The organism is Flavobacterium reichenbachii, from assembly GCF_002217435.1.
GTDB lineage: Bacteria > Bacteroidota > Bacteroidia > Flavobacteriales > Flavobacteriaceae > Flavobacterium > Flavobacterium reichenbachii.
The window spans coordinates 64,173-81,017 of sequence record NZ_MUHF01000032.1; the positions used below are offsets into that span (position 1 = coordinate 64,173).

Sequence of the window (16,845 nt, forward strand, 5' to 3'; positions counted from 1 at the left end):
TCTTATAATTAATTTTTAATTTTTCAACTTTAAAGACAATCGCTCACACAAATCGTCAATATCGTTTTTTCTGGCTAATGCTAAAATCCATTTTTGAGGCATATTATCGATTCCGTAATAAAAACCAGCCAAACCTCCTGTAATTGCTCCGGTTGTATCGGTATCACCTCCTAAATTAACTGCTTTTAAAACCATTCCTTCGAAGGTATTCCAATTTAGAAAACACCAAAAACAAGCTTCTAAACTATGGAGAACATAACCCGAAGATTCAATTTCATCTTCTGGATAAGCCGCAATATTGTTTTTTAAAATCCTGTCAAACAATTGAATTTCTGCAGGATTAAATTTGTGATTGTTTAAAAATGCAGCAATAACGTCCTGCATTCTCGTATACGCTTCTTCCTTATCATTTCCATTTAAAATCTCTAAGCAGTACACCACATAAATAAAGCAAGCAAATCCGGATCTAAAATGAGCGTGGGTAATAGAGGAAACTTCTTTTACTTTTTTGTAAACCACTTCGATATCCTTTTCATTTCTAAGATAAAATACCAATGGCAAAATCCTCATTAAAGAACCGTTTCCATTATCTTTTTCCTCATAACCACCGCATAATTCCGGCAGATGACCTTTTCCAATGTTATGTATTGCATTTCTGGTAGCAATTCCGATATCGAAGACTTTACCATGCGGCGTCCATAATTCGGCACCGTACCATTTTACAAAGTTCTTCGCTATATCATTCAAATCATACCCTTTACACAAACTCTCGGCCAAACAAAAGGTCAAAGAACTGTCGTCGCTCCAAGTTCCTATTGGCTGATAATGCGTTCCGTAGCCCATCATATCCTGGACAGGATTTTCTTTCAACTCTTCTCTTGATTTAAATTCAACCGGAACTCCCAAAGCATCGCCAACTGCTACGCCAAATAAGCCCGATTTAATTTTATAGTCAAAATCGTCCTCCATTATATCATTGTAAATTTTGAAACTCTCTTCGTCATAACAGACAAAAATGATTTTATCGAACCTATTTTTCTCTTCATAAGTATAGATAATATTTAGAGCCGTTTCTGCTGCCAGCTTTTTCGGAAACTTATATATTCCTGTACTAATGTTAGGAAAAGCAATTGTTTTTACATCATTTTCTATCGCCAGCTCTAAAACACTCAAATAACAAGATTGCAATAATTCGACTTCAAGATTTTTACCATTATTCCAAACAGGACCAACAGTATGGATAACAAATTTTGAAGGCAAATTCCCAGCCGTTGTAATTACAGCTTCTCCAGTGTTACAGCCTCCTCTCCTATTTCTGATCGCAATACAATCGTCTAAAATTGCTTTTCCTCCCTTTCTATGAATTGCTCCATCAACACCGCCGCCGCCAAGCAGAGAGGTGTTTGCTGCATTTACAATCGCATCTGCTTTTATTTCTGTTATGTCGCCTCTGAGGATTTCTACAATCATTTTCTAAAACTATTTAATCTATCTCTTAGTTCGATAATATCACTTGTTAAGGAACGATCTGTAAAATGAACATTGACAATTTCGATCTCATTAATTATGTTAGCATTAAAATCAACCAAATCTTCCGATGGTATCCAAAGTTCGTTATGCGTTTTATCTCCCACATTTTGTATTTCATATTTCTCTAAAAAAGCGGTCTGCACTTCAAAAGCAGTAACAATTCCAATAAATCCAGAAAATTCATCTACAGTATTCCATTCTAAAGCAATTTGTTCAGCATATTGCTGATTGGTAACTGGGTAAAAAATAGGCTGCCATTCTAATCTTGGCGGGAATTTATTATAGCCAGATGCTGCAATTAATTCCATTTCTTTTAATCCTACCGGACGGTACAATTTTGTTGTTTCCATACTCTTAATTATCTCAATTCATCCCTAACTTCCATCAAAGCAAACCCCAAAAGATTTAAGCCTTTCCATTTCTCCGGATTTAAAACATCTTTGTGATCGCCAGCCATTCCGATTCCCCAAATAGGATCAACGGGACTTGCTTCTACAATAACCCTTTCATTTGTGTTTAGTAAAAATTCTTTTAAATCTTTATTTTGGCTGAATTTATGCAGATTCCCTTCTTTTACGATTTCAAAACGATTTGCAAGCCAAACCGTATCGATATAATTCTTTACTTCTCGTCCTAACTTTTTAGCTTCGGCCGGAGACTTTGCCTGAATAATTTTTTCTAAAACTTCCTGGTCATTAAATAATAATGCTTTTTTGGCCATCATCCAATGTTCTGCGGTTTTATACGTTGTTCCGTCAACTTCAAAAGAACTTAACCACCACTGACTGAAACAAGTTTTGGAAATACTTCCGTCTTTATTGGGCTGGTGTCCCCAGAAAAACAAATATTTATTATCGTGTTTTTCAGCTGTGAGTTTTTCTATACTATATTTCATGTCAATTTATTTTAATTTTTAATGCTTTAATTAAATCATCTAAAGTCTTAAAAGTTGGAATTCCTTTTCGTTTACAAACAATATCAATATTTCCTTTTCTCCAGAAACCTTCTTCACAGCAAACCAGCATTTTTCCTGAATCTGCAAACAACCCCAGTTCCAGCAGTGAAATGGGAGATTTAGAATTTTTATCGAAAAACATAATTATGAAATCCGATTTTTCCAGAGCATCTAATTCCCAATTTACCTGATCGTTAAATTGTTTATTTTCTATACTTTGTATCCAGCTTGAATCCCAATTGTCTCTCCTTGGATTTAGAATTACGATTTCTCTTTCTTTATAAAGATCCTGAAAATCATCAATTATTTTTTGCTGCCAATCTGTAGAATTACCCATATCAATTGTTCCTGCCAGAAATATTTTTATTCCCTGCACATCAATTGGATTTGTTGGGTAAATTACTTTCATATCAATTGATTCAAACCAACAACAACTACTCTTTCGTTCTCAAAATCTTTAAAAGAATTGGTTGTAAATATTTTTTCGAAACAATCTAAAACTTCAAAACCTTTGTTGAAAATTCCGTGGCTTACGGCCAAAAATAATTTTCCGGCATTTTTGTTTTTCAATTCTTCGGCTAAGCCGACAAAAGTTCCGCCGCCGTCGCAGATATCATCTACAATTAAACAATCCATTCCGTTTAGATCGTCTTCATAAACTTTAAAACCAGATAATTTTCCTGTTTTTACATCACGGCTTTTACTGCATTCTACTACTTCTACTCCGCCTAAAAATTCAGAAACTTTGTAGATTTTTTTTAATGCCCCGCCATCAGGAGAAATTAGTTTTACATCGTTGCCAATTGTTTTTATCACTTGTTGAATAAAAGTATGATTCGGAATCACTTCACAGTTGTTTACCAAAGCCGGAGTTACTTCAGAGTGTGCGTCAAAAACATAAACTTTTTCCAGATGCATTGCATTTAGAATATCTGCATATACTTTTACAGACAATGGTTCCCCTTTTATCATCACTCTGTCTTGTCGCGCTGCCGGAAAATAAGGAATAAAAAGATCAATAATCTTAACATCCATTCTTCTTAAAGCGTCTACCGCAAGACACAATAATCCTAAATCGTTAAAAGAATTTAGTCTGTGTGTAATGGTGATTTTCTGATTTACATCAAAGTCAGGATTAATTTTAATGTGCGGCTCTCCTCCAGAAAAAGTAAAATTTTTGAATTCTATCTCTTTTTGATTTGGAAATGGTCTGAAATTTTGGTCTAAATTAAGTATCATAGCTTTTTAGTTTGCGTTAATTATACGCAAATGTAATTAAATTAATTAAACAAACAATTTATTTTGCGTAATTTTTACACAAAATAAATTTCTTACTCTTTAAAATATTCTTTTGAAAGCTTTTGAGCGATTAGTTTTCGTTTCTCTTTTGTGGCAATATCCTCACTGTCAAAGGTTTTTACCATTCTTTGTCCTTTGGTTCCCACTCGGCCGTATTGAACAATGATATTTTTTTCTTCCTGGCTTATTTCCCAGAATTTATTGCTTCCTCCAGATGTATTAAGATATCTTTCGAAAACTGTATTTGGGTTAGAAGCTTCATTTTGGTTTTCTTCATTATGCGTTTCAATCTCCAAATTGACACTTTCGATTTCAACTTCATCAAAGAAAAATTCATTTTGCAGTGCTGCGCCGATCATTTTCAAAACACGCGGTTTGTTTTCAATCCAGTCTTTTGAGTAAATCTGGCAGACTTTCCAGCCGTTACTTTTCAGGATTTCGGGTCTTAAAAGATATTGTTCCAGAATATCATCGTTGGCATAATGCACCTCATCATCAATCATAATTCCTAAAATAAATTCTTCGTCTTCGGCGGTTTTCTTAACTCCCAAGTGGCATTTGAATTTACTCTGACCAATGTTTTTAGCCGAAAAATAACCCATTTTTGAAATTTCATCCTGAATTTGATTTACAATCAGACTCGATGTTCCGGTATTGTTTTTACTGTTTATAGAATTCAGTACGTTATTTGCTGCTTCCAATTGTCCTAAACTGATAAGCTCTGCATACTGAAGGTATTTTCTAAAGTAATTTGCACCTTCATTATATTCATTTTTAATGTCAAAATATTTGATCGAACTTACAATGCACATACTTTTCTTTGCTCTTGAAAAAATAACATTCAGTCGTTTTTCACCGCCGCGTTTGTTGATCGGCCCAAAATTCATGAGCATTTTTCCGTTCGGATTATAACCAAAACAAGTACTCATAATAATAATATCGCGCTCATCACCCTGCACATTTTCAAGATTTTTGACAAAAAGTCCCACAAACTGATTGTTCTCAATTCGCTTATATTCTTCTTCGAGTAAGTTTTCAAAAACTTTATCTTCTATACAAAGCGCTTCTATAGCAGTTTCAATTTCGTTTTGCTGTTCCATTGAGAACGCCACAATACCAATACTCTGCTCTTTATTCTGCACTAAAAGTTCGCGAACCATATTGGCGATATACTGCGCCTCCAAAATATTAGAACGGTTATTATAAACACCATTTTTAATATAATGATAGGATATTGGTTTAGAAAAAAGCTGTTCTAAATTGGTTTTGGCAGTCGTTACATCTTCCACAATAATAGGTTCAGAAATCTTACTATGGTCTTTAAGATCTGGAATCGTGAGTAATTTACTGTCATAAAATGAAGCATTAGAGAAACCGATCAAAGCTTCGTGTTTACTTCTATAATGCCATCCGAGCATAATAGACGGGAATTTACGCGCGCCTTGTGTCAGGAAACTATCTGCGTCTAACGAGAAATAATCGTTGTCTTCTTCTGTGGCATCGAGCCATAAATCGTCCTGATTTCCGGCTGCGCTTCCAAAGAAATTACTTGGCGGCATTTGCATTTCGTCACCCACAATTATAGTTTGCTTTGCCCTGTAAATTGGCACAAGTCCTTCTTCTAAAGTAATCTGACTCGCTTCATCAAAAATTACAACGTCAAAATAATCCTCGTTTACCGGCAGCGTATCCGAAACACTCAGCGGACTCATTAACCAAACGGGTTTTATCTCGCGGATAATCTGTCCGGATTCTGAAGACGCCAGATCACGAATGGACTTAAATCTAATGCTTTTACTGAATTCATTTTCCAGAATTTTTCTTCCTTCTGTTATTGATTTTTTCTCTTCTTTTTGTTCCGCTGTCATTCCCGAAACAGACATTTCAGACATTAAAATCAATTCTTTTAGATTACGGACTTGCTTTGAAACAATATATTTACCGTTTAATTCTAATAAATCGGCATACATCTTTTTTACTTTTTGAATAGACGAATGCAGCATATCCATATTGAATTTTTTATGCAGATAATTTACCGCATAATACTTTTCTAGTGATTTTTCGGCCAAAGTAATCTTCAAGTGTTCCAAAGGCACTTTTTTAGATTTTAATAATTGTAAAACCGAAGGATTTATATTTTGAATTTCCTCAAATGATGAAGCATATAAATCAAAAAATAGCTTTTTGCCCGAGATTTCTATAAGTGCATTTTCGATTTCTGAAAGACTTAAATTTTCATAACCTTCAATATTTCCGGAGAGTAAAAAGCTGACTTTCAAAAACAAATCTCTTATCGTGATGACTTCTTTTCTTTCTGATTCACTTAGGTTTGCAGTAAAATTTAAAATAGTTTCATCCAGTTCATTTTTAAGCGTTTCGGTATTGTTTTTTAACGCAAACAAATCACCCAAACGGTATTTATTTTCGAAATTATTTTTGAGATTATCCAATTCTTCTTCCATCTTATACTGTGCGCGGTAATTTCTCAGCACAGTCGATAAATTGGGTTTTACAGTATGTTTTTCAATATCATAAACTCCTAAAATCTCATTCTTAGTTTTTTTGTATTCTGAATTAAAAAATTTAAAAAAGCTGTTTTCGCTTTTGCTGATGATCTCCAATGCAGCTTCAGCCTCTGTTTCTGATATTTTTTTATTCCAATACGGATATTGATCTGCTAGTTTTTTAATATCATTTTTGACTTTTAAGAGGGTTTTAGTTTCTTTTTCCAAAGCATTAAAAAGAGAACTATCGGGCTGCAGTAATTCTGAAACATTTTTCTCGAAATAAGGAAAAGCAGCAATGGCTTTTCTCAGGAATTTCTGAATATCAAAAAAGGAATTAATTTGGTTTGGAACCGTAATAAAGTCTAATCTTTCTGAAATATTTTCCAGCATTTCTAGCGCGTTTTCCAATTCGTTTTTAAAGTCTGTTACGCTTCGATACTTGTTAAAAGTATCTAACTTTAAAAAACGGAAAGGATGCACAGAAAAAAACTCAGACTGATTGGTTTCCTGATTTATGGCGTACAATTTTTCTATTGCTTCCTGATTTTTAATCCAGTCCTGCAAACCGGCTTTGTCATCGAGAATATTAAGGTTATCCAATAAAGCTTTGTGTGAACTGGAAATCAAAACATCAAAAAGAGATTGGATCGTAATGTGATTTTCTGCATCGATTTCAGCATTCATAAAATCATGAAAAGCACCAACTTTTGCAATTTCGCTATCAATTTTCTGAACCAGTTGTGCGCGATTTTCTGCAATAGACTGAAATTTATTTTTAGAGGCAGAAAAATCATTAAACGTCTTTTTCAGATCAAGAATAAACTCCTTTTTATCGGCTTGCGAATCATGAATCAAACAACATAAATCATCCAGTCCCTGATTTTTTAATCGATAAAAAACCACGTCAAGCGCCGCACGTTTCTCGCATACAAACAAAACTTTTTTTCCGCTGGCCACATAATTGGCAATCAGGTTGGCAATAGTCTGCGATTTTCCTGTTCCCGGCGGTCCCTGAATAATATAACTTTCGCCCGATTCAGAATATTTTACAGCATTATTCTGCGTCGGATCACTTGCCACAACATTAAAGGTTTTAGTAAAACTGTTTCCGGATTGTGATTCGTTTTTAAAATCTTTTTGGGCTAATGAATTGAATAAATTTTTAAAAACATTACTCTCAACATTGTTTTCGATTACCTGATTATAATCACGGACGAGCGACATTTTTTTATAATTAAAATTACCCAGAATCAAATTACAAGTGTCAAATTCCCAGCGAAAAGGATTCGACTCACCTTCGTCAAGCTGATAAAATTCTCTTTCGACGGTTTTGTTTGGATTAAAAAACTGCGTGTTTTGTTTTATATCGCTGTTTATTAAATATTCTAAAGAAGAAGCCTGAGTGAAAACGTAATTTCTAAACAATTCTAAACCATAAGGCTGAAAATTTTCGGGCGTATACGAATAATTTAAGTTACGCTGATCCTGAATTGCGAGTTTCTTTTTAGAACGTTTATTAAACTGTGTGAGGATTTGTTTTGCCTGCGAATAAATCAGTTTTATTTTCGGCTTATCAATATAATCCAGCGCTATTCCTGAGTTATTTTTTTCGACCTGAACGCGAAGTAATTCAAAAACAGATTCGATTTTAGTTTCAGAAAGCTGTATTCTTTCCGGCAGTCGAATGTCGTATAACTCTTTGAGCATATTGGCCAGCACGGGATTTATCTCTACCTCAGAATCCAGAAATTCTAACGAGTATTGATCTTTTAATCCTTTTTTCTTCGTGAGCGCTACCGATGCCAAAAGCAACGGCGAAACTATTTTTTCTGAACTGTTTTCTTTGGTATTAAACCAATTGAGGTTGCAGATCACTAATTTTAACTGACTGAAACCATACTCATTAATATCTTTATTGGCTTCTAAACGAATTTTATCGAGCGTGGGAACGATATACGGATTGTCGTCAATTTCTAGATATTTGTTGAGCGAAATGGTACTGTTTTTACTTATTTTTTTTGAAATTTCTTCATTCCAGTAAAAAATAGAACCTGGATCAATATTTTTATAATCTAAAGCCTGAGGAACAGAAGATACGGTAAGATTTAAAAACTTTAAATTGGGCTGAAAATATAAAAGTCTGTTGCGTTTGCTGTTATCAAACAATCGGTTTCGAAGTTTCTCGTGAATAAACTGATTTTTATTCTGAACTTTTGCATCTATAAGATGAGATAAATCGTATTCGTTTTCAGGATCGTAATCTCTGTAATTTTTGAGTTTTTCGATTATTTCATTCAAATCCTTCCAGCGCTTTTCTCGGTTTAACTCCGTCATTCCAAGAATAATATTCGCAATTGCAGGATTTATTCTGTTGTTTAGAGAATACATTTTGCTGCGATATTCTACAAACTCTTTCAGATCTTCGAGTTCTGTAAAATCAAACTTCAGGGTAATACTCGCCAAAATCATTCCTAAAACAAAAATATCGGTCACGGGATCATGATGATCAAATTCAAATTCAAAACAACTGTAATCTTTTATATAAACCGCTTTTTTATTGGTTTCTTCTTCATTTTCAGAAACACTTTTATTGCCGTATTCACGAGTTACTTCTTCGCCAATTTCTGTTTTAGTATAATGCAGCCCGGAAATTTCAAACGCCTTGCTTTTACTTTTAAATAATGCAGCAACAGGTTTGAGATTATTTTTTATTTCGAATGTATTATCGATAATATTAAAATGTCCGTTCTCTATATAAATCGTAGAAATCGCATCCAAAGACGCCACTTTTCCTTGGTTATGAATAGCTGTAACGGTCTTTAGCAAGGGCATCATTATCGCAATAATATCATCGCTTGTAAAGGTTCCTTTTTGAAAATTTTCGGTAATAAATTGATAGAATGCTGATTCTTTTATTGGTGCCGTCATCTTAATAAGTATTTTCCAGATCAGATTGTAAAATAGTGTTTAAAACAGCCGTACAAGTCTGAGTAAATGATTTATACGTCTTTTCGGTAAGATTTAATTCCTTTTTCAGAATCGTTTTCATATGATCTTCGAGTCCTAATTGTTCAGAAATATCCAAAATATGTCCGATAAATGCTTCTTTCAAATCAGCATCGCATAAGGCAAAATCGAGCATTACATAGGCATAATACTCTTTTAGGTTTTTCTTGCTGTTTTCTATTTTCAGTTTAAAAGCTTTATCAATAACAACATCACTTTTTCGGTCTGAATTAGAAAAATATTGCTTAAAAAGTGCCGTACAATATTCAGATTGTGTCCATTTTGGTTTCAGAATAAGTGAGATTAATTCTTTAGTACTATCAAAAACTAATTTTTTGGTAAATAAATTGAGCTGATGCAGATCGATTTCGCCACAAATAATTTTTTCTGTTCTGGAATAAAAATTTGCGTTGTCGTTTTGAAAAATTTCTAAAGATTTGGCACGAATAAAATTCTCTGGATGTGTTTCGCCATCAGAACCTTTTTGGATTCTTTCGAGGATTTCGTTGGCTTGTTTTAAATAACTTTCGGCCGAGACTTTTTCTAAGCCGGTATTTAATTTAACTAAAGTTTCGATCGTAGTTTGCAAGCTTCCGCTCACTTTTAGTGCGCCCAAGTCGCAGAACAATTCGGTATAAAGCTGGTATAATCTTGCGGTTTCGTAATAAAACAATTCACTGTCAGGATCACTCGAAATGGTATTGATAATTCTGTTTGTTATTTCGAAATCACCATTTTCTAAATTAAAAAGTAAAATATGCGACAATTCGTGACCGAATAAAACCAGCAGTTCATCATCGTTTAACAATTTTAAAATACTGCCCGAAAGAATAATATGCGCTTCATTTTCAAAAAAGACAACTCCGGCGTTATTGCCGTCTATGGTCTGCGATTGATAGATAGTAATCGGGATAATAATTCCTAATCTGTCTTTTGCGGTGTTTAAAATTTCATAAACTTTTGGTTCCGTTTCCGGCTCTATGCGATATGAATTTTTTAATAAATCGGTTTTGTATGCCTCTTGTTGTTCTGCTTTTACTTTTTCTTGAGAAAACCAAGACCAGGTTTTGTCTTGCTTTTTAAAATAATCTCTTAAATCAGAATGGAATGGAAATGGTTTAATCATAGTATTAGTTTAAGCGAATTTTATTTCAAAATGAAAACCTCCCTTTCTTAAGTCATTATATTTCTGCTTATTAAAGCAAAATAATTTGGCAGGGCGTCCCGTTTTTATTGGCGAATAATTTTCTGTTTCTTCTACAATTCCGAAACTGAGAATTTTTTTGCGGAAATTTCTGCGTTCAATTTCCTTTTCTAAAATAGTGCAGTATAAATTTTCGAGTTCAGAAAACAGAAATTCTTTGGGCAGAAGATCAAAACCAATAGGTTCGTAGGTAAGTTTTGCCTGCAGACGTTCTATTGCCTTTTTTAGAATTATATTATGATCAAATGCCATTGCCGGAACATCATCAATTTTAAACCATTGTACTTTCTCGGCATCAGAATCGGCTTTGATTTGTAATTTTGAAGGATCTACCAAGGCAAAATAAGCCACAGAAATAACCCGATTTCTCGGATCTCTATAAACATCATCACCAAACGTAAAAAGCTGTTCAAAATAATTTACTGCTACGTTAGTTTCTTCCTTAAGTTCTCTTTTTACAGCATCCTGCAACGATTCATCGTTCTTAACTAATCCGCCGGGAAACGCCCAATATGATTCGCTTGAACCAAATTTCTGCTGGATCAAAAGAACATATAACTGACTGTTTTGATACCCAAAAACGATGGCATCTACAGCTACTCTAATATTTTGCAAATTTTCCATAACTAAAAAATCATATCGAACAAATATAACGAATGAGAGTCAACTTTATAATTATACCAAGGCATAATTATAAAATTGACTCTCATCATTATTTTTTCTTTTTCAGGAGCTTGCTAATTCACTGTTATGCTCTTTTTAGGACTGCTTGTACAAGTTGCATTTCCTTCTTTTGTTGTAACATCTGCTTTGACCTCAAAAGTACCTGCCGCTGCATAAGTATGCGATACAGATGTGCCGGTTCCTGTTGTTCCGTCACCAAATGTCCATTTTACATCACTTAATGTTCTGCTCCCGTTATACTCTATAGAATAATTAATTTTCTTAGAATCTGCCGCATCAACAGAATGCTTTAACTGGATAAATAATGAATCTCCAAAACAATCAACTATTTCTTCCTCATCATGTTTACTGCAAGAATTAGCTGTAAATAATACGATTGCGAGTATTAAAACTGATACTATCTTTTTCATAATTAGACTTTTAGTGTTTGTCTATCAAAATTATCCTTTTAAAAGATAAAGTCAAACAAAAAAAGAAGAATTTTCATATAATTCAAAAGCTTGTTTTTTTATAAACCTTGACAACCAATATATTAGTTTATCTTTACCGTTTTCTTTTCGGTTACGGTACAATTCTCTCCATCTTTTACAATTGTTACATCGGCTTGAACTTCATAAGTTCCTGCTGCTTCATAAGTATGGGTTACTTTTAAACTTTCTCCAGCTGTTTTTCCATCACCAAATGTCCATATTATATAACTTAAACTTCCACTTCCTTCATATTTAACCGAATAAGTAATTTTCTTAGCATTAAGCGGATCTAAAGCATATTGTATTTCAACCTTAGATGATTGTCCCCAACAATTTGTTATAGAATCTATTTGTTCTTCGGTACAGGAATTAGTAACAAAAAATACTATGAATAGTAATAAAATCTTAGCTGCAGTTTTCATATTGTAGGTTAAGCGATTTGGCAAGTTATAGAAATTAATTCGGGGTAGTAATTATATTCTATTTCCAAAAAACAATTTTAATTCTTTAGAAATACTTTCAAAAAAAGAGTTCAAATTATTGTTTTTAGCGGTTAACAAATAAACAAATTCTTCTGGCACATGAAAACTATTCCACAACAACTGCAGCTTGTTTTCTTTAATATATCTTCTGGCATTACAATTCCAGGTTATAGCAACGCCGGAGTTTCTGGACAACATTTCGAGCATTTCAGATTCTGACGGAATGATATAATTAGGAACCATAGAAGGTCTTTTTTTATTAAAAGCATGAAGCCAAAACAATTTTATATGTCCGATTCTGGCATCGTGGCAATACCATTTTTGATCGTTAAGCCATTGTTCTGTTTCTGTGTAATTGTCTGCTTTTAACTTTTGACGAAATTCTGATGCATCCAAATTCATTGGCGCCACCATGACCAATTTAATTTTTCCGACAATTTCGTAAATGGTATCAAAGGTTTCGAACTGTTTTCTTAAGATTGCAAAATCTAGTTTTTTTGCATCGACCAATGCAAAAAGAGCATCGTCTTCTGCAAAGGTAAAATCTATAAAATCAAATTTTGAAATCAGCGTACTGCCGACACTATTAAATAAATCTTTGGATATACCTACCGATATTAATCTTACAGAATCCTGAGCTTTTGTTCTAAAAGTATTTTCAACATTCTCCAGACGATCCAGAGCATCAATAATTAAATTATTTAGAAGCTTGGCGTACTCCGTTGGTTCGACTCCTTTTGATTTTCGGTTAAATAATTTATTACCTACATGAGCTTCCAGCATAGAAATCTGCTGACTTACAGCAGGCTGGCTCATAAATAACTCTTTTGCGGCAATCGAAAAATTTCCGTTTTTATACACCGCCTTAAATGTTCTGTACCATTCCAGATTTACCATGACATAAATATATTTATAACAAACATAGTTTATTTTATTTTTACTGATATCACTTAAGCCGTAAATTTGCGTAAATTTAATCATATGAAAAAAATAACATTACTTACAATTATAGCGTTCACAGCTGCGGGCATTTCTGCCACGGCTCAAAAATCAAATAAAAAAGGTATGAAAAAAGTATTATTTGTTGTAACCAGTAATGATAAACTGGGCAGCACAGGAGAAAAAACCGGATTTTGGTCAGAAGAATTGGCAGCACCCTATTACGAATTATTAGATAAAGGAGTAGAAATTACAATTGCGACGCCGCTTGGAGGACAACCGCCAATTGATCCTAAAAGTGCAGATCCAGCTTCTGCAACTGAAGACACTAAAAGATTTGATGCAGATAAAGTATTACAGGAAAAATTAAAACATACACAAAAGCTTTCTACAATAAATCAGGCAGATTACGATGCTGTATTTTATCCTGGCGGACACGGACCGCTTTGGGATTTAGTTGAAGATAAAAATTCAATCGCTTTAATAGAATCTTTCTATACACACAAAAAACCAGTTGCTTTTGTTTGTCATGCTCCTGCAGTTTTGAAAAATGTAAAAGTAAAAGGTGAATTTTTAGTAAAAGGAAAAAAAGTAACAGGATTTACAAATGAAGAGGAAGAAGCAGTTGGATTAACCAAAGTAGTTCCATTTTTATTGGAAGATGCAATGACTCAAAATGGAGCAAATTTCTCTAAAGGACCAAATTGGGGACCGTATGCTGTAGAAGACGGACTTTTAATAACAGGTCAAAATCCGGCTTCGTCTAAATTGGTAGCCGGGAAATTATTGCAACAATTGAGTAAATAAGGGACTAAGGTTCTGAGGTTCTATGATTCTAAGGTTTCTCTTAGGGGCTTAAAAACTCAATCCTTGTTTAACACATAGTCCCGAAGCTTCGTGATAGATTTTTAAATATTTAGAAAAGATAATTTTAAAAAATCTTAATTTTCACACATAGTCCCGAAGCGTCGGGATGTGTTAAAACAAGTAAACGCCTTTTATAAGTTTACAACATCTATGTTTCTATATGTTGAAATAATTACAACCAACAGGTCACTAATAAATAAATAACGATGCTAAGTTTATCAGATAAGTTCAAAGAGAAAAAGAAAAATAAAAAAAACTCAGAACCTCAGCAACTTAGCATCTCAGTACCTTTAAAAATAAAAAAACTATGCTAAACTTTGAATTATATAATCCGACGAATTTAATCTTCGGAAAAGGACAAATAAAAAAACTTTCAACTCTGGTTCCAAAAGACGCTAAAATTCTTTTGGCTTATGGCGGCGGAAGTATTTTTAAAAACGGAATTTACGATCAGGTAATCGAAAATCTGAAAGGTTTTGATATTGTAGAATTTGGTGGAATTGAACCAAATCCGAGATTCGAAACTTTGATGAAAGCGGTTGAAGTAATAAAAGCGGAAAAAATCGATTTTATTCTTGCTGTTGGTGGCGGTTCTGTAATTGATGGAGTAAAATTTATTTCGGCTGCAGTTCATTTTGAAGGAAATGCTATCGATATTTTGCAAAAACGCATTTTGATTACAGAAAACGCAATGCCGTTTGGAACTATTTTGACTCTTCCTGCAACTGGAAGCGAAATGAATTCTGGATATGTGGTAACGATTGAAGCCACTCAGGAAAAATTATCTTCTGGCGGAAGCGCTCTTTTTCCGAAATTTTCGATTTGTGATCCGGCAGTTATTGCTTCTTTGCCAAAAAGACAAATTCAAAATGGTGTTGTAGATGCTTACACACACGTAATGGAACAATATTTAACGTATCCTCATGAAGGCTTTTTGCAAGACCGAATTGCAGAGGGAATTTTACAGACTTTAATTGAAGTTGGCCCTGGTGTTGTAGAAAATCCTACCGATTATACTCTTGCTTCAAACTTTATGTGGAGCTGTACAATGGCTTTAAACGGATTGATTCAAAAAGGGGTTCCGGCTGATTGGGCAACACACATGATCGGACACGAATTAACTGCTTTGTACGAAATTGATCATGCAAGAACTTTGGCGATTATCGGGCCAAGTTTGTACCATGTAATGTTTGAAACCAAAAAAGGTAAATTGGCACAATACGGAAGACGAATCTTTAACCTAACAGGTTCTGAAGATGAAGTTGCAAAAGAAGCGATCAATAAAACCGTTGAGTTTTTCCACAAAATGGGAATGGACACTAAGCTTTCTCAATACACAAACGATTATGATAAAACTGCAGATTTTATTGTAAATCGTTTTGAAGAAAGAGGCTGGAAAGGTTTAGGAGAAAATCAATTGGTGACTTTAGAAAAAGTAAAATCTATTGTAGAAATGAGTTATTAAAATTTGCTCAGCGAATTAAATACAAAAGGCGTTCTTAAAATATTTTAGGAACGCCTTTTTCAATATTTAAAACAAAACTAACTAACTCTATTTTTTTAATTTCCAAACAGTTAAAACGTTTTTCATTAAATATTATTGTATATGTTGTGCAAAAAAATTTCTTATTTATAAACCATTAAAATCAAAGGCTTTGAGAAAAAATCTTAAATGAGATTTTGTGTTATTACTACATAATTAAGTACTTTTGTTTTAAATTATTAAAATAATGAGCGAAAATTTAAAATTTGCAGTAATTGGAGGAGGGAGCTGGGCAACGGCAATTGCAAAAATGTTATGCGTTAATCTTCCCGAAATTGCGTGGTACATGCGTAATGACGCTGCTATCGAGCACATTCAAAAATATAAACACAATCCAAACTATTTAAGTTCGGTAGAATTTGATACCAATAAACTTAAATTGACCAACAATATCAATGAAGCAATAGAATATGCAGATTATGTAATTTTTGCGATTCCGTCTGCTTTCTTAGATGCTGAACTAAAAAATCTTACTGTTTCACTGGCCGATAAAATTATTTTTTCTGCTATTAAAGGAATTGTTCCGGAAACGAGTTTAATTGTTGGAGAACATTTTCATATACAATACGACATTCCATATTACAATATTGGTGTAATTACAGGTCCGTGCCACGCCGAAGAAGTAGCTTTAGAGCGGCTTTCTTACTTAACAATTGCGTGCGGCGATCCAGACAAAGCGAGCATCGTAGCCAAATCTCTTTCTGGAAATTATATAAAAGCTAAAATCTCAGACGATATTATTGGTACTGAATATGCAGCAATGCTTAAAAACATTTATGCTATTGCTGCCGGAATTGCGCATGGATTAGGTTATGGTGATAATTTTCAGTCGGTTATGATGAGTAACGGAATTCGTGAAATGAAAAAATTCATTAGAAAAGTACATAAAATGAAACGTAACATTAATGATTCTGCTTATCTAGGCGATTTGTTGGTTACAGGATATTCTGTTTTCTCCAGAAACAGAATGTTCGGAAACATGATTGGAAAAGGATACACTGTAAAAAGTGCCATGATGGAAATGAGTATGGTTGCCGAAGGTTATTATGCCACAAAAAGTGCTTATAAATTAAATCAGGGTTACGGAGCTAAAACGCCGATTATTGATGCCGTTTACGCTATTTTATACGAAGGAAAAGATGCTAAATCTGTTTTTAAGAAATTGACTGAATCTCTGGATTAACTTTTTCTTTTAGAAAATAGAGACCAGAATAAAGAGAATATATTAAATTAAAGAGCCAGAAAAAATTATTTTCTGGCTCTTTTTTATTTCTATAAATCTTAAAAACTTGAATTTGATTAAAAAAGAATACTTCAATTAATAAGAAATAACTTCTTTCGCAATACATCAAACCTACA

General features: G+C 33.5%; 14 protein-coding genes. 3 read left to right on the plus strand and 11 right to left on the minus strand.

The window, feature by feature from the left end; all coding sequences use genetic code 11:
* Positions 1–15: 15 nt before the first annotated feature.
* The 11 genes from B0A68_RS22405 to B0A68_RS22455 all read right to left on the minus strand — a co-directional run bounded on the left by B0A68_RS22405 (position 16) and on the right by B0A68_RS22455 (position 13,034).
* Positions 16–1,470 (minus strand): O-acetyl-ADP-ribose deacetylase, encoded by a 1,455-nt coding sequence (locus tag B0A68_RS22405; RefSeq protein ID WP_084678984.1) that lies wholly within the window; start codon positions 1,468–1,470, stop codon positions 16–18.
* Positions 1,467–1,880: a hypothetical protein gene (locus B0A68_RS22410; protein ID WP_035681446.1), complete on the minus strand. Its 414-nt coding sequence runs from the start codon at positions 1,878–1,880 to the stop codon at positions 1,467–1,469. Before B0A68_RS22410 ends, B0A68_RS22405 begins: the two co-directional genes overlap by 4 nt.
* Before the next feature lie 8 nt (positions 1,881–1,888).
* The gene (locus B0A68_RS22415) at positions 1,889–2,425 is read right to left on the minus strand and encodes an NADAR family protein (protein ID WP_035681445.1); all 537 of its coding nucleotides are present in this window, start codon (positions 2,423–2,425) and stop codon (positions 1,889–1,891) included.
* A 1-nt stretch (position 2,426) separates the two neighbouring features.
* A complete protein-coding gene (locus tag B0A68_RS22420; RefSeq protein ID WP_035681442.1) occupies positions 2,427–2,894 on the minus strand; it encodes a nucleoside 2-deoxyribosyltransferase domain-containing protein in 468 nt (155 codons plus the stop codon).
* Positions 2,891–3,724 carry a ribose-phosphate diphosphokinase gene (prs, locus tag B0A68_RS22425; protein ID WP_035681438.1) on the minus strand — a complete coding sequence of 278 codons (834 nt, stop codon included), beginning with the start codon at positions 3,722–3,724 and terminating at the stop codon, positions 2,891–2,893. The genes B0A68_RS22420 and prs overlap by 4 nt, the downstream gene beginning before the upstream one ends.
* Before the next feature lie 92 nt (positions 3,725–3,816).
* Positions 3,817–9,219 (minus strand): AAA domain-containing protein, encoded by a 5,403-nt coding sequence (locus tag B0A68_RS22430; protein ID WP_035681436.1) that lies wholly within the window; start codon positions 9,217–9,219, stop codon positions 3,817–3,819.
* A 1-nt stretch (position 9,220) separates the two neighbouring features.
* Positions 9,221–10,423, minus strand: a complete 1,203-nt coding sequence (locus B0A68_RS22435) for a M48 family metalloprotease (protein WP_051892445.1) — start codon at positions 10,421–10,423, stop codon at positions 9,221–9,223.
* Positions 10,424–10,432: 9 nt separating this feature from the next.
* The gene (locus B0A68_RS22440) at positions 10,433–11,125 is read right to left on the minus strand and encodes an NUDIX hydrolase (RefSeq protein WP_035681434.1); all 693 of its coding nucleotides are present in this window, start codon (positions 11,123–11,125) and stop codon (positions 10,433–10,435) included.
* Positions 11,126–11,238: 113 nt separating this feature from the next.
* Complete coding sequence (locus B0A68_RS22445) at positions 11,239–11,595, minus strand: PKD domain-containing protein (protein ID WP_035681431.1); 357 nt, start codon at positions 11,593–11,595, stop codon at positions 11,239–11,241.
* Between the two features lie 122 nt (positions 11,596–11,717).
* Positions 11,718–12,077, minus strand: a complete 360-nt coding sequence (locus tag B0A68_RS22450; RefSeq protein ID WP_035681429.1) for a PKD domain-containing protein — start codon at positions 12,075–12,077, stop codon at positions 11,718–11,720.
* A gap of 51 nt (positions 12,078–12,128) precedes the next feature.
* Positions 12,129–13,034, minus strand: a complete 906-nt coding sequence (locus B0A68_RS22455; protein WP_035687754.1) for a LysR family transcriptional regulator — start codon at positions 13,032–13,034, stop codon at positions 12,129–12,131.
* 84 nt (positions 13,035–13,118) lie between these two features.
* Here B0A68_RS22455 and B0A68_RS22460 point away from each other — a divergent pair, with 84 nt between their 5' ends.
* The 3 genes from B0A68_RS22460 to B0A68_RS22470 all read left to right on the plus strand — a co-directional run bounded on the left by B0A68_RS22460 (position 13,119) and on the right by B0A68_RS22470 (position 16,669).
* A complete protein-coding gene (locus B0A68_RS22460) occupies positions 13,119–13,883 on the plus strand; it encodes a type 1 glutamine amidotransferase domain-containing protein (RefSeq protein WP_035681426.1) in 765 nt (254 codons plus the stop codon).
* Positions 13,884–14,250: 367 nt separating this feature from the next.
* Complete coding sequence (locus tag B0A68_RS22465; RefSeq protein WP_035681423.1) at positions 14,251–15,408, plus strand: iron-containing alcohol dehydrogenase; 1,158 nt, start codon at positions 14,251–14,253, stop codon at positions 15,406–15,408.
* A 265-nt stretch (positions 15,409–15,673) separates the two neighbouring features.
* Positions 15,674–16,669 (plus strand): NAD(P)H-dependent glycerol-3-phosphate dehydrogenase, encoded by a 996-nt coding sequence (locus B0A68_RS22470; protein ID WP_035681421.1) that lies wholly within the window; start codon positions 15,674–15,676, stop codon positions 16,667–16,669.
* Positions 16,670–16,845: the final 176 nt, after the last annotated feature.

Bases quoted from the DNA above. Each gene is read 5' to 3' on its own strand.
- B0A68_RS22450 (WP_035681429.1), bottom strand. From the start codon at position 12,077: ATGAAAACTGCAGCTAAGATTTTATTACTATTCATAGTATTTTTTGTT.
- B0A68_RS22415 (WP_035681445.1), bottom strand. From the start codon at position 2,425: ATGAAATATAGTATAGAAAAACTCACAGCTGAAAAACACGATAATAAA.
- B0A68_RS22430 (WP_035681436.1), bottom strand. From the start codon at position 9,219: ATGACGGCACCAATAAAAGAATCAGCATTCTATCAATTTATTACCGAA.
- B0A68_RS22420 (WP_035681442.1), bottom strand. From the start codon at position 2,894: ATGAAAGTAATTTACCCAACAAATCCAATTGATGTGCAGGGAATAAAA.
- prs (WP_035681438.1), bottom strand. From the start codon at position 3,724: ATGATACTTAATTTAGACCAAAATTTCAGACCATTTCCAAATCAAAAA.
- B0A68_RS22405 (WP_084678984.1), bottom strand. From the start codon at position 1,470: ATGATTGTAGAAATCCTCAGAGGCGACATAACAGAAATAAAAGCAGAT.
- B0A68_RS22410 (WP_035681446.1), bottom strand. From the start codon at position 1,880: ATGGAAACAACAAAATTGTACCGTCCGGTAGGATTAAAAGAAATGGAA.
- B0A68_RS22435 (WP_051892445.1), bottom strand. From the start codon at position 10,423: ATGATTAAACCATTTCCATTCCATTCTGATTTAAGAGATTATTTTAAA.
- B0A68_RS22440 (WP_035681434.1), bottom strand. From the start codon at position 11,125: ATGGAAAATTTGCAAAATATTAGAGTAGCTGTAGATGCCATCGTTTTT.
- B0A68_RS22470 (WP_035681421.1), top strand. From the start codon at position 15,674: ATGAGCGAAAATTTAAAATTTGCAGTAATTGGAGGAGGGAGCTGGGCA.
- B0A68_RS22465 (WP_035681423.1), top strand. From the start codon at position 14,251: ATGCTAAACTTTGAATTATATAATCCGACGAATTTAATCTTCGGAAAA.
- B0A68_RS22445 (WP_035681431.1), bottom strand. From the start codon at position 11,595: ATGAAAAAGATAGTATCAGTTTTAATACTCGCAATCGTATTATTTACA.
- B0A68_RS22455 (WP_035687754.1), bottom strand. From the start codon at position 13,034: ATGGTAAATCTGGAATGGTACAGAACATTTAAGGCGGTGTATAAAAAC.
- B0A68_RS22460 (WP_035681426.1), top strand. From the start codon at position 13,119: ATGAAAAAAATAACATTACTTACAATTATAGCGTTCACAGCTGCGGGC.